Annotated in this window: 12 protein-coding genes, 2 pseudogenes and 1 other annotated feature; of the genes and pseudogenes, 10 read left to right on the top strand and 4 right to left on the bottom strand. The window is 37.7% G+C overall.

Annotated elements, in window-relative coordinates:
• The first annotated feature begins 153 nt into the window (after nucleotides 1–153).
• Nucleotides 154–909, top strand: coding sequence for a M90 family metallopeptidase (locus HL061_RS01495; protein WP_071001568.1), 756 nt, complete (start codon nucleotides 154–156; stop codon nucleotides 907–909).
• Between the two features lie 130 nt (nucleotides 910–1,039).
• Here HL061_RS01495 and HL061_RS01490 read toward each other — a convergent pair whose 3' ends face one another.
• Nucleotides 1,040–1,708 carry a hypothetical protein gene (locus HL061_RS01490; protein ID WP_071001567.1) on the bottom strand — a complete coding sequence of 223 codons (669 nt, stop codon included), beginning with the start codon at nucleotides 1,706–1,708 and terminating at the stop codon, nucleotides 1,040–1,042.
• 210 nt (nucleotides 1,709–1,918) lie between these two features.
• On the opposite strand from HL061_RS01490, the gene HL061_RS01485 reads away from it, so the two are divergent.
• From HL061_RS01485 to HL061_RS01450, 8 genes and pseudogenes are all read left to right on the top strand, one after another.
• Nucleotides 1,919–2,404: a hypothetical protein gene (locus HL061_RS01485; protein WP_071001566.1), complete on the top strand. Its 486-nt coding sequence runs from the start codon at nucleotides 1,919–1,921 to the stop codon at nucleotides 2,402–2,404.
• 1,309 nt (nucleotides 2,405–3,713) lie between these two features.
• Nucleotides 3,714–4,982 (top strand): integrase arm-type DNA-binding domain-containing protein, encoded by a 1,269-nt coding sequence (locus HL061_RS01480; RefSeq protein ID WP_045455641.1) that lies wholly within the window; start codon nucleotides 3,714–3,716, stop codon nucleotides 4,980–4,982.
• A 120-nt stretch (nucleotides 4,983–5,102) separates the two neighbouring features.
• A complete protein-coding gene (locus HL061_RS01475) occupies nucleotides 5,103–6,383 on the top strand; it encodes a site-specific integrase (RefSeq protein ID WP_252962437.1) in 1,281 nt (426 codons plus the stop codon).
• Nucleotides 6,376–6,825, top strand: a complete 450-nt coding sequence (locus HL061_RS01470) for a hypothetical protein (protein ID WP_252962436.1) — start codon at nucleotides 6,376–6,378, stop codon at nucleotides 6,823–6,825. Before HL061_RS01475 ends, HL061_RS01470 begins: the two co-directional genes overlap by 8 nt.
• A gap of 45 nt (nucleotides 6,826–6,870) precedes the next feature.
• Complete coding sequence (locus HL061_RS01465) at nucleotides 6,871–7,311, top strand: IS5/IS1182 family transposase (protein ID WP_071001767.1); 441 nt, start codon at nucleotides 6,871–6,873, stop codon at nucleotides 7,309–7,311.
• Nucleotides 7,312–7,319: 8 nt separating this feature from the next.
• Nucleotides 7,320–7,703, top strand: a pseudogene (locus HL061_RS01460) (transposase family protein); the annotation flags it as partial.
• Nucleotides 7,669–9,594, top strand: coding sequence for a hypothetical protein (locus HL061_RS01455; protein WP_252962435.1), 1,926 nt, complete (start codon nucleotides 7,669–7,671; stop codon nucleotides 9,592–9,594). The pseudogene HL061_RS01460 and the gene HL061_RS01455, both read left to right, overlap by 35 nt.
• Nucleotides 9,588–10,040: a hypothetical protein gene (locus HL061_RS01450; protein WP_045455634.1), complete on the top strand. Its 453-nt coding sequence runs from the start codon at nucleotides 9,588–9,590 to the stop codon at nucleotides 10,038–10,040. The genes HL061_RS01455 and HL061_RS01450 overlap by 7 nt, the downstream gene beginning before the upstream one ends.
• A 195-nt stretch (nucleotides 10,041–10,235) precedes the next feature.
• Here HL061_RS01450 and HL061_RS01445 read toward each other — a convergent pair.
• Nucleotides 10,236–11,455 (bottom strand): IS3 family transposase gene (locus HL061_RS01445; RefSeq protein ID WP_240366511.1). Its coding sequence is split into 2 segments (ribosomal slippage): nucleotides 10,236–11,170 and nucleotides 11,170–11,455, totalling 1,221 coding nucleotides; the frame shifts between segments, so codons are not numbered across the junction.
• Nucleotides 11,064–11,180, bottom strand: a sequence feature (AL1L pseudoknot). Its footprint overlaps the gene before it by 117 nt.
• 196 nt (nucleotides 11,456–11,651) lie before the next feature.
• Between HL061_RS01445 and HL061_RS01440 the strand changes: the two are divergent.
• Nucleotides 11,652–11,993, top strand: a pseudogene (locus HL061_RS01440) (transposase); the annotation flags it as partial.
• Nucleotides 11,994–12,023: 30 nt separating this feature from the next.
• Here HL061_RS01440 and HL061_RS01435 read toward each other — a convergent pair.
• Nucleotides 12,024–12,269 (bottom strand): hypothetical protein, encoded by a 246-nt coding sequence (locus HL061_RS01435; protein WP_201605693.1) that lies wholly within the window; start codon nucleotides 12,267–12,269, stop codon nucleotides 12,024–12,026.
• A gap of 198 nt (nucleotides 12,270–12,467) precedes the next feature.
• Entirely contained in the window at nucleotides 12,468–13,361 is an 894-nt protein-coding gene (locus tag HL061_RS01430; RefSeq protein WP_093071343.1) for a hypothetical protein, read from the bottom strand.
• Between the last annotated feature and the right edge of the window lie 325 nt (nucleotides 13,362–13,686).

Raw genomic sequence — 13,686 nt, 5'->3', positions numbered from 1 at the left:
GTATGGATGACAGTCTGCGCCGCTCAGTAATGTATTTATGAGCGGCGTTTTTATACATTTTAATATAGTAATTATCATGGCGTGCTACTGGTTATCGCTATAATATACGTAGAACGGCTGGCCTATATACTAAGAAGAATAGGGATAAAGTGTATGTTTGACATCATAAAAGACTGGCGTGAGCAGCGTATATTGGACAACAGCAAGTTCACGCATGAAGACTGGGCGCGGGCGGCTGAGTGTATCATGATATTGGATAGGTTGACTGAAGACGAGCTAAGCCGCTTGTTTGACTTGGCGACTTTGTTTTTGGATGATAAGTCGATTGTGGGTGCACAAGGTTTTGAGATTACTAATGCGGTCAGACAATCCATTGCACTACAGGCGTGCTTGCCTATCTTAAACCTCAGCCTTGAGTGGTATAGCGGTTGGTCATCTATTATTATTTATCAAGGTTCGTACAAAAGTGAGAGTACAACGGTAGATGAATTTGGTATCGTCCATGAGGGCAGTCAGCACCGTAGTGGGGAAGCATGGCAGCGAGGTCCTGTCATTCTCTCATGGAAGGATGCCAAGCACTCAGGTGAGCGTGACGGACACAATGTGGTGATTCACGAGTTTGTGCATAAGCTTGATATGATGAATGGCCGCGCTAATGGCTTTCCACCGATGCAGCCTGACATGGATCCTGCACGTTGGACACAAATCATGTCGCGAGATTTCGAAGACTTTCAAACGCATCGTAAGTCAGGTTTAGATCGTTATGGTGCGACCAATCCTGCCGAGTTTTTTGCGGTATTGAGCGAAGTATTTTTTGAGACGCCGCAAAAGCTAGTGGATGCTTATCCTGACATTTACGATATTATGGTGAAGTTTTTTAAGCAAAGTCCACTTCAGCCAAAAGCATAAAGTAAAATATATATCAAAAATTAAATATAATTCAATATGATAAAGAGACAAAAAGGGCAGTGCTTCATATATGACGCATTGCCCTTGTTTAATATAATTTATCTGACCATAAAGATGCTTACGCTGTTATTTAAACCGTCCACTGATCGTTAACGACAGCGACGAGATAACGCTTACCCTGATACTCATCAAACACCAAGCGCAACACCCGCCAGTCTAAACCGCTGTATTCATCACTACCTTTATAGTAAAACTCAACGACATCAGAGTTTTGATATATTTTATTTAGGTTATTGATGCTATTGCCACTTTTTTGAAACTCATTGACGCTAAGGGTAGCGTCATTAAAGGTTTTGGCCTTTACCCAAGTGTCTAGGTACTCTGGTAGCGGTATGATTAATGGCTCACCAGAGCCGTCACGTTCACCCCAAGTAAAGCGGATTTTGGACTGCTGCAAATACTGTGCATATTGCGCGCGGCTAAAAACCTTGTCTGACTCAGGGCGCACGTAGGCATACATCGAAAAACGGACGCCACGTGTGGGATGAATATCATCAGTAATTCTAGCAAAATCCTTATTGGCGAGTGCCCGCTGTATACGCAACGCTTGCTGCTTTAGGGTTTGTTGACTGATATCAGTACTTATAGCCGTTGCTGAGGTGCTGGTAGGTTGAGCGACAATCGCTTCGCTGGACTCAGAAGCGGACTGGCAGCCAGTCGCGGTCAAAGCAAGCAATAAAAGGCTACTAGAGGCCAATGCCGCAGATTTCTCCTTGAAAAAGGTAGGTAGTATTATCATAAAAGCATCCTTACCACAGTTATTAGTGAAATAAACGTCACGATAAGCCACTAAAAGTTGTCATCACAATAGATAAAAGAGCATAAAAGCGCTATGTAATCGGAATTTTGATGAGTGAACCTGAATGATACGATAATACAGCAGAGTCGTTATATGGCTATGATGTAATAGACCGTAACACTTATAAGATAAAAGCTCGTAGAGAACGACATGCCAACATACAAATCGCTGATATTACTATCAACCATAGCACTGACAACTGTCGGTACTGCCACAGCAGATGTGACAAAAGCATTTCAGAAACAAGCTGCTGTGGCTGATATGAAAATCACGACCATCACAAAAATGTACCAACAAGATATCGATGACCAAGGTATGAGTAATCCTATAGTGCTACAGCAATATGCCAATGCTGATTTACAAGCAGCCATGCAGCTAGAACAAGATTACTTTGATAAAAATCAAACGTCCTGCAATGTTGATTATGATGTGCTGTGGGATTCTCAAGACCCTGATTATACTCAAGACAAGAAGTTTTCGATGACTGATAAAGGATTGGTTAAAGTCAGCTTGGCGCAAGGTAGCAATATTTATTATGATTTGACATGCAATGATAAAGATTGCCAAATCGCAGATGTTAGCTTAAATGAAGATGGTGGAACTTTGAGTAAGCATTTGCTTGAAACTTGTCGTTAGTAGAAAACTGAATTGATATTAAAAATGTCAGCGCCAAGCTATTTTAAATTTAAAAATACGCAGTTAAATATAGAAACGATATGACGCAGATTGATATTTACTCTTATACTGAAACCGCCGGTATGTTTTCGCATAATGTATATTATGTTAAACTAAGGGTACCATACAATAAGTTCATGGGATTATAATTATATGATAAATCCCTATAAAGATTGGTTGATGATTGATTAATTCTCATACGTATTACCTATTCATAAAGTCATCTTCATCACCACTAATACAGTTACTAGCTGAGCTGTCTTAAGGAGTTAATGTACAGAGCTATCATTAATCCTATTGTATTTGTAATCGAGCTTAACGTATTAAACCATGTCGCTAGTTAACCTGTTTGATAAACTTGTTCTACTCATCATTGCTAAGTTTACTACCTTCATACTGCACAATAAGCCCTCTGAATAATCTGTCACTCCTAATCATCACCTAATAAACAAATCACTCATCAATCGATTGTTGGTAGCTTAGCCGACTTCCTGATTAATGCGAATGTGCTTGAACTACGTTAGGTACAGAAGTATTAGCCACCAAGTGACAATCAGCTCAAAGTAAAAGCAATAACCCTTCTGAATGCCTATTACTCTATATCATTGATAAGAACGTATACAAGCTCTGATAATACTCCTACTTGGCATCTCAGTAAGTCCAAGTCTATATACACCTTATAGCTGCTATTATCATAGCTAACTACGTTTCCATTTAGAGTCACCAAAACAGCCTTCCTGATTAGTGAAACATTCATTGGTCTTTTCTAACATCTCTCGTTCTTACTGAGATATCTTAATCTAAAGCATTGAGTTGATACCTTCCAAATTTGCACAGAACAGTACTATCACCCTGATTAAGGTATTCTGTGCGAGTACAGGAGCACGGTTTTTCGTGCAAATATGTCGAAGGACTCTATTGCCAATAGCAAACAGCACTCTTACTTTTAATCTATATGAAGTTTATTCCTTCAAACGCCATATATATCAACAAAAAAAATAGCTTACTCCCTCTTTCTCCACTATACTATAATTATCCCCAACCTTCACTTGGGGATAATTGTACCTAAAATACTTAATTTTAAAGGGTTTTATGTCTTAATAGATTAATAACCGTGTCCATTTCAGTGTCCAATAACTATCTATATTTTCCAAAAGATACTTTTTCAGAATTTATAAAGTATGTGCAAAGATTATTCTAAATCTCAGTATAGAGTTAATAGATTAACATTCACAATTTACCTTGCTTATAAAACTTACGGATGTGCATTATGGCTGTCGACAATTTAAATGATATTAATATACTTGAATGCCGAGATAAAGATTACTCGGTTAGTGTCTCAGGTATTGCGGGCCTAAGTATTCGTATTTATCCAAATGGTAAAAAAGAATATTACTTGAGGTACGCTCATCCGCATATCGATGGTAAGCGTCCTAGAATGATGCTAGGTAAGGTCGAAGAAATCAGTCTATATGAAGCTAAGCATAAAGCAGAAAGTATACTTAAGATGGTCGCACAAGGCTCTGACCCTAAAGCTATCCATAAAAAAGAACAAGTCAATAAGTATGCTCATCTAAAGAACGCCACATTTTCTGAAATTACACAAGCGTGGCGAGACCACAAAACATCAAGTCGTAATCGTAGCAATTCTAGAAAGCGTGCGTTTAGTGAATCTACCCTTAAATTTTGGGATTTATGTCTAGGATATATGTGTCGCGAGATTGGCGACTTAAGAATGAACGATATCACGAGCGAGATGATATTAAGTGTGTGTGAGGCGATTCAGAATAATGAAAATCAAGCAACCTTCGTTGGTGCAAGCACTCGGCTTTATACTGAAAAAGTCTTCTCATTCGCTGTTGCAAGAGGATTATGCGATAGAAACATAGCTATTGATACGCGTGGCGAGCTCGCACCTGCCAGCTCAGGCAACCATTTACCAGCCATCACTAAGCCTGATCAGTTTGCCACTCTCCTAAACGATATGTCTAATTTTGAAGGTGCAAGTAAGATTACATTGGAAGCAATGAACTTATTACCATATGTTTTTGTGCGTAGTATCGATTTGCGGTCTATGCGATGGCAAGATATAGATTGGGATAACAAGCTATGGGAGTTTTCTCCTACTAAAGGCGAAGGTCGTGAGGATATGGTATCGCACTTAGTTGTACCTCTAGCCACTCAGGTTATTGAACGCTTACGAAGAATAAAAGCAATTACAGGTCATAAAGAATATGTGTTTGCATCGATGCGTGCCTCAAGCAATAGCTATATTAGTAAAGCGACTCTAGTACAGATATTCCATAGGCTTGGATACAAAGATGTTCAGTGTGCTCATGGATTTCGAGCATCGGCCAAAACATTGCTTATGGAACAATCTGAACTACGTTACTCAGATATTGTGACTGAGCTGCAATTAGGACATCGAATAAAGGATACGCATGGTGGCGCTTATAACCGATTGGATGAAATCGATACTCGAATACTCATGATGCAAGATTGGGCTGACTATATAGATAAGCTGCGAGACTCTGTATGAAAACTACTTTAAGCTGATTATATCATTCAATTTTCATTGCTTTGTAGAGAGTATTAATATAATATTAAATCATAAGAGACACCTATATAAAAGTTCATATATTCGTAGGATTTGATTCAAATGCTGAAAATAAAATCTATTACTCTAAACAACTCAGCTCAGCTTAGTCTATTGTTTGATAGCACTACTACACTTCCCTGCTTATATCCTATGCTTTATATTAATAGCTCATTGAAGTTTAAAAGTGAATCAACACAACGAGCTTACTTGCAGGGCATTAAGCAGTGGTACGAGTTCTGGGAAGAAAAACATAATCAGTCATTCTGCAAGTATTTCCGTGAACATAAATCTAACCCTAATTTGATGATTAAAGAAATAGACAGCTTTATATTATATTTGGAAAATATGCGGGTAGTTGACCAAAAGCTAATTAGATTAGGGAGCAATCCTTCAATTAATTACAATACGCTTGCACATCGTTTGCGGGCTATCCTCAGCTATTTAAACTATTTATTAGATACCTTTAGTCAAGTACACGGTAAATCTATAAGCCCTCAAATAGTTAGATATAAATCTACACTTTCCCAAAAGTCTGATCTTGTCAAAAACTTGTCCTCTAATCACCATAAAGCCCATAAAAATGGGACAAACTTTAAAAGCCTTACAGAGGAAATAAAAGAAGCTCTATATTCTATTATTTCGCCAAAAGCAATAGAACCTTTATTTAAGAGTAAGGAAGCGCAGTTAAGAAACTTTCTCATTGTACATCTGCTCTTAAACTACGGTTTGAGGACTGGCGAGCTGTTACTTTTAACTCTTAACTCAATTAAGACTGATTTAAAAACATGTAATACTTATCTCGTTATAACTGATACACAAGATAGAACAGATAACCGTATATCGAAGCCGCAGATGAAAAACGTTCAATCCGTTCGAACCATATTATTAGAAAAACGTGATGCTCAATTTATTCACATGTATATCAACAATATCAGATCTCAAGATTCTAAAAGTCACATGCTATTTCTATCGTTACAAGCACCCTACGCACCTCTTAGTAAATCAGGTCTTAAAAAGCTCATAGCTACGATAAATGAGAAGATAAAAAGCAAGCATCCTCAATTTTTTGACAAAAATTATGTAGATTCAATTGATAAAATTTCAGCTCATATTCTTCGTCATACATGGGCGTATATGATGCTTAAACATAGTTATCAATCATATTTGGACAGTTACAACAAGGCGCAGGCAATGGAGAATGCTATTGAAAGTTTAAGAAAGATGGCAGGGTGGTCACTCAACAGTACTATGCCATACTTATATGCTAGCCGATTTATCTCGGAAAATGCTAACTTATCTAATATACATCGAATTACAAAAGTGGGTGCACACTATGACTAATAATTTAGCACTAGAGTTTCCTAACTACTCGAGTCATCGTTTATTTTCTGAGGCTCAGATAAGTAAAATTGAAAGTCTACATATTCCTACTATAATTCGATTTATGCTTGCTGATAGATATGAAACGAAATTTATCAATTCTACCTCAAGTACTTGGGAGTTTTTCTACTCCGGTAGAAAAGAGTACATAGACTTTACTGAAGAAAATTATCTAGATAAGCATGAGATTAAGTTATTAAAGTTCTTTTTAGCTTACTACTCCCAAATTAATAGCCCTGCTTATTTATCAAGATACTTTAAACAAGTCAGGTCTGAATTTCATAAGTTAATAAAAAATGACAACTCTTTTAGTTATCTAAGTTTCAAAGAAGTGCTTTTAGATTTAGCCGTAGATGAATCTAAATATACAGAATACTATACATTAGACCTCTTGCAAAAGTAGCAAAGGGAATTAAAATAGGAAGACACTCATAACTTTTTAGGAACCATGCCAAACATAAATAAGCTACTCAAACAAAGTGACGCTGGTTTTAAACGCTACACTGGCATTCATAAAGCCACCTTTTATGACATGCTTGAGGCCATGCAAGAGCATGAAGCATCTAAGACCAAATCAGGCAGACCAAGTGTGCTCAGTCTTAAAGCACAAATACTATTAGCCCTGACTTATTGGCGTGAATACCGCACGCTTTATCATATCAGTATGGACTTTGGTATTCATGAGTCTTCTGCTAGCCGTATCATTCGTAAAGTAGAAGACATCCTGATTGACTCTGGCAAGTTTGAATTGCCTAAAAAGCTGCCTAGTCGTGTCGATGAGGATACCAATTGGTCAGTCGTCATTGTCGATGCCACCGAAACCCCTATTGAGCGTCCAAAAAAAACCAAAGCGACTACTATAGCGGTAAGAAAAAACAACACACCTTAAAAGCGCAGGTTATCGTTCATTGGCAAACAGGGTTGATACTTGATGTACAAACCTGCAAAGGGTCAATCCACGATTTTAAGCTGTATAAAGATACTTGTCCTGATTGGTTGCCTGAGAATACTAACTATCTAGCAGACAGTGGTTATCAGGGTATAGCAAATCTACATAAGCAAACCTTCACACCATTTAAGAAACCTCGTGGTGGTCAGTTATTGGAGATATGCAAACAGGCCAATCACTATCTGGCAAAGTTCCGTATTGTGGTTGAGCACAAAATAGGCTTAATCAAGTTGTTCAAAATCGTGGCTCATAAATATCGCAACCGTCGTCAGCGCTATGATCTTAGAATGAAGCTGTTTGCTGGTATCATTAATTCCGAGCTTAGACTATGACTTTTGCAAGAGGTCTAATAAATATGGATTCACTTCTAAGAAGCTAGAGTTCGAAGTTGATTTAAAATATTTTGGTAAACAGAACAGAACACCAAAAGCAAAAATAACCAAAGAGCTTTTTGAATATAAAAATATTGATGAAAATGAAATAAACACAGAAAAATTAATCTCGATTCAGACATTTATAAACATTGCTTCGCTCAAAAATTTTTGTCAGAGTGAAGGTGAAAGAATACTTCTAAACTCACTATTTTTATCTATCGTGACAGGATTCCGTTCGACTGAAATAATAATGCTGAAGAAAGACTGTTTAATTGAAAAGCCTATATTAGACCTGCAAACTAATAAGCCTATAAGTGTTAATGATAAAGTGCAATATATGCTTGGGATACAATATTATGGTGCAAAAGGAGCTGGAGAGAGAATTCACTGGGTTGAGCCTTCTTCTACTACGCTGGTTAAAAGCATTATACAAGATACGTTAAAAATTACCGAAAGATATCGAGAGCACCTAGTTTGTTTGAGGCAGAAAAATTTAAAAGACCTTCTTCCTAAGGGTATTGATGAAATTCCTGATGATTTAATCGAGCTAGATGACTTAATCGATCATTTATTTATCTCAAGAAAAAGAACAAGAGGTCGTGGTGGTCGAAGAGATGCAATATTAAATGTATTCAAACATGCTCAAGTAAAACCTGATAAGACAATTAATGATGGAACAGGTGAGCTAAAGTTTTATAGTAAAAAAACTTTAAGTAAATTTATTAAATCAACAGCAAATTATGCTACCGAAGAACCTATAAACAAAAAATTTGAGTTTGAGGGTCGTATAGTCAATATTCCCTATGAGAATCTGTTGTTTATAGTTCAATATGGTAGCACCACCTTATCCCAGGGTATAATCAATAAAGCAAATATTACGATACTAGAGAACCGTGTCATAAATAATTTTTTAGGTACAGGTAGAAATAAATCAGTATTTGAAAAGTACGGCCTTAAAGATAGCGATAATCAAACCTCTAAAATATCGAGCCATATTCCACGCCATAATATTAACACCTTTTTAGCTATTGCTGAGATCTCAGACCACTTGCAAGCAATGTTAATGGGTCGGGTTGATATTGAGCAAAACAAACACTACCAACACTTGAGTATTAAGCAAATCAGCCAAAATGCCAGTTTAGCTAGTAGCAATAGTCAATTTCAAACATCTAAGGAGTTAATGGCAGTTTCAGAACCTGTGCAACCTGCAGAGAATAATGCAAAAAGCCCAATTGATGACATCTTAGAATATGGTTTGATGCTCTTTAGCAACGATAAAGACCTAGAAAACAACTTGAAAAATAATCTACATACGTTTGATAGTACTATTGAAATATCGAATTTTATTGAGCAATCTATGGGTGATGGTTACTTCGAAGATATTGCTAAAGCTTTTAATGAAATAGCTCCTACAGAGCCAGACAAAGCGAAAGAACTTATAGATACCCATGCCTACTTACACCCCCTACCCTTTGGCTCATGTATGCGCAATATAGCGGCTCACGGTTGTCCCAAGCGATTATCCTGCCAATCAGGGGTGTCCTGTGTTAATTTTACGGTAACAGGACGTATGGGCGAGCTTGAAAATTTAAAGCTCACTAAAAACAGACTAATTGAGCAAGCCAAAAACTTAGCTGATAATTCTGAATTTACGCTAAGGATAAAAGAGCAAGTTCAAAACCTTGAGCGTTTTGAACAAAAAATCATGGTTAGCTACAGTAATAAAATTCCAGTAAATATATATAAAGCAATAGATACTGAGCTTTCTCAGCCTAGGGCACTTGCTGAGCTGTTTTCACTGGAATATGAAAAGATTAAAGCTAATAATCAGGAAGAAGGCAAATGCTAAGAGGCAATGAGTTAAACGAAGCTCTTGAGAATGAGCTTAAGGATATGGTACAAGAAGGCATTGAGAAGGCTCCTATTTCAAATACTGCACTACATAAGAGACTTATTGCCAAAGGACATATTAAAGGCGGTCTGAGTACGCTTAGTACGCCAGAACGCAAAGCATTAATCCAAAGATATACCACAGAACAGCTTTTACCATTGAATTTGAATGAAAAAGAAGAGCAGCTATACGTCAACAAAAAAACACGTCAGGCTCTTCTTGACACTAATAAAGGATTAAAAGAGAGAATAACTGAACTTGAGGATGAGCTTAATCAGAACACTGTCACTCTTATAGAAATTATTAATCAAGTAAAATTAAAAACTAATCTTGAGCTGGATGATTTACTTGCACCCTACTTAATATCTGAATTCAAAAGTCAGTCTAATTTAAAAAAGTTATAGTGACTTGTCATACTCAGATAAAGTGTATGAATATTCAAATCACCAATCTTGAACCTTCACAGTCTTAATTTTTTCCAAGCTTAATGTAATCGATTACGTCTATTTGACTGATATAGCAAGTAGAACTAGCAATGCAAGACTCATAAACGTCCACTCTGAACCGCCCCGACTATATCGGAGAGTGGATTGCTTGAGTCAGGCAGCTTTGTCTGACTCACAAAGACTATCATAGTATCGTCTCTCAAACTCAAAAGGCGACACATAACTAATCGTACTATGAATGCGAGTTTTGTTAAACCAATCGACCCATTCTAGGGTTGCTAATTCAACATCACACGCATCCCGCCACTGCTGTTTTAAATATTCAATCACCTCTGTTTTATAAAGCCCGTTAACCGTTTCAGCCAACGCATTATCGTATGAATCACCCGTTGTACCAACAGATGCAATGACGCCAGAATCAGCCATCTTATCAGTATAGCGAATGGATAAGTACTGAACGCCGCGATCACTATGATGAATCACATCTTTAGGATGGTTTCTGTCTGCAATGGCTTGGTTTAGTGCTGCCATCACCATATCAGTGTTCATACGATTTGATACTTTCCAACCAACGATAGCGCGAGCAAACACATCAATGATAAAGGCAGTATAGACCCAACCACTCAATGTTTTAACGTAAGTAAAGTCAGCAACCCATAGCTGGTTAGGGCGATAGGCATTAAAGTTACGATTAACCAAATCATCAGCACGCTTTTGATCGTCACGAGACTTAGTCGTTATCTTACCTTTACCTCGCCAAACACCCTGCATGCCATGCTGCCGCATTAACCGCTCTACAGTGCAGCGTGCAGGATGTATACCCTCTGCTTTCAACTGTTTCCAGACTTTACGAGCACCATAACGGCATTTGCTGTCCTGCCAGATACGTTTAATCTCATTAAGATAGAAATCGTCATGCTGACTACGCTGTGAACGCTTTTCAGGACTGAATTCTAGCTCTTTGGCACGATAGTATGTGGATGGGGCAATCGGTAGTACTCTACAGATTGGCTCGACTCTATATTGTGGTTTGTGGTCATCTATAAAATCAACCATTACTTGGGTTTGCGGTCGAGCTCCGCCTGGGCGAAAAAAGCAGCAGCTTTCTTTATAATTTCATTGGCTTGCTTTAACTCTCTGTTCTCACGTTCAAGCTCTTTGATATGCTCGGCTTGGCTTTGAGCTTGAATCTTTGCAGGAATGGTTTTATCAATGTGCTTTTTATGCCATGATCGTAGGGTCTCAGGCGTGCAACCTATCTTTGGTGCTATGGCTTTGATGGCTGACCAGGTGGATGGGTAGTCGTCTTTAGCTTCAATTAGCATACGGACGGCGCGCTCTTTCATTTCAGGGGTATAGTTTCGTGTTTTCATTGTCGTATTCTCTTGGAGCGTTGAGTCTCCGACAATCTCGGGGCGGTTCAAAAAGTTCTTTAAACTCAGCACTGTAAGTTCTACGTTTGGGTTTGTTAGGTGGTTGTGTTGTCATGTTAGTGTCCACGATTATTAATCGTGGACACTATCTCGCATTTTTTAAGTGAGGAAAAGATGGGATGGTCGGATGCTTACGGCCAACCTTGAGCACTTTGATGAAGTATGGGGCAAAGAGTACCCGCATGTCATCAAGTCTTGGCGCAATAACTGGGAGGGCTTAACGGTGTTCTTTGGTTATCCTAAAGACATCAGAAGAGTGATCTATACCACCAATGCGATAGAGTCGCTAAACAGTGTGATTCGGACAGCGGTGAATAAGCGTAAGGTCTTCCCGTCTGATCAGGCAGCATTCAAAGTGGTGTACTTAGCAACCCAGCAGGCATCCAAAAAGTGGTCGATGCCGATCCGTAACTGGACGTCTGCCCTTAATCGCTTTATGATTATGTTTGATGATCGCATTAGTAAGCATTTAATCTAAATGGCAGTTACACAGAATCTGGGATGGGCTCTATTTTTTATACCCATTATTTAGTCCGATGTCTTGATTCCAACTTTTAAATAATAAATGGTTTCGATGATGAACCGCATTTCTTAGCAGGATTAATAGTGCTGTATCTCCATGAGAAAAATAATCAAAACCGTCTTGTGTAACATCGTATAAACTATGAAATGCTTCTAGCTTTGCCTCGAAAGCGCAATCCAAATTGTTGATAGCTTCCTCACCATCAACTAATTTTAATTTGTGGAACCTCATATGAGCCTCTCCATAGAGTCGCATAGGGTTCGCTAATTTGCTTAATGCTTAATTTCCATTTAAATCCTTAGTAAACTAAAGTTATTTAGCCGTACTTCTAAATTAACACACCGATATTTTACGGTGACTAGTTTTTCATCATGAGTCTATGTAAACATCCCTCAAATAACTCCGAACACATGGGCTTTCTAGATTTTTTCATCTTCGCTTATGCTCTGTTCTACAGGCAATATTGGGAATTGAGTCGGCAGGACTAATAATAGTATTTAGTTTTACACGATCCTTTAATTTTTTTTGTGCTAAAAAAGCAAAAGATTTACCTGTTCGCTCAGCTTCCAGCTGTATTTGATATATCTCTTCACCAGAAATTGGGTTATCTCTTGCATCTATCATCGTCGAAAAATGATAAGTAGCTTCCTCTTCATTATCTGAACGACACGTATGCTCAAGTATATCGTCAAAATCGACACTTACAGCATCTTGCATGCCTGAGCCAATGGCCCCAAAATCATGTTTAAACCAGTCGCTTTGTTCCATAGTATTTTTTAATACGAATAGATCTTGATCAGTGAATGGGACATGAAATTCGTTGAAGTTGATGAATTGCCTACCATCAATTCTCATTTGAAAATGATAATGAGGGTAGTCAATTGAGGTTCCTATGTGTCCTTCAAAATCATTCTTAGAACAGTCAAACGTCCATTCAATGTTTTTCCACTTAACTGTATATGACAGAATCTTCCTATCTGACCTTTCTTCTTCAAGATCATTAATATTCGAAATTAAACGCTCTTGATTTGCGCACCATCTAATAAATGCAGCGATACTCCCATAGCCGTATTTTTCGTAGATTTTTGGGAAGTCTTTTTTCTTAAACTTGCATTGTCGTAGTAACCAATGTAGACATGGATCATCTTTGCTGATAGTTTTGAAGGGCTTATTACATAGATAGCAAATATCCTTTTTATAACCAACCTTAAAAGCCTGCGCTTGCCTTTGATGTTCTTCATCATTCAAACGATTTATCTCTTCTATTTTCTCAGAAGACATCTTTTCAAAAACGTTTCTATATTTTTCAGTATCATGCTTCATAAGACTTACCTTTGATATTTAATTATATACTGTCAAATCACTACTCGTCTCATCCAGCACTTCGATCAGTGATGTGAGTTTATTACTAGTAATGTTATACCCAAAGCGATACACCTCCTGAGAAAGTAACTCCTGTTGTTTCCATGTGATAATATCTTGATCAATACCATCCACTTTTTCAAGCAGCGCATATAATGATGTAACTATCCCCTAAAATAACACAGCTCAAACGTAGAATTTCTTATAAAATACCCATAAGGAGTTTTGATATGAGCAAACGAATGACTGAGACCCAAATAGTATCCATTTTAAAAGAAGCAGAAGC

Source organism: Psychrobacter sp. PSP, assembly GCF_024085615.1.
In the GTDB taxonomy this organism is placed as follows: Bacteria; Pseudomonadota; Gammaproteobacteria; order Pseudomonadales; family Moraxellaceae; genus Psychrobacter; species Psychrobacter pacificensis.
The sequence above is the reverse complement of the archived record's forward strand: the minus strand, read 5'-3'. Positions and strand labels throughout refer to the sequence as shown.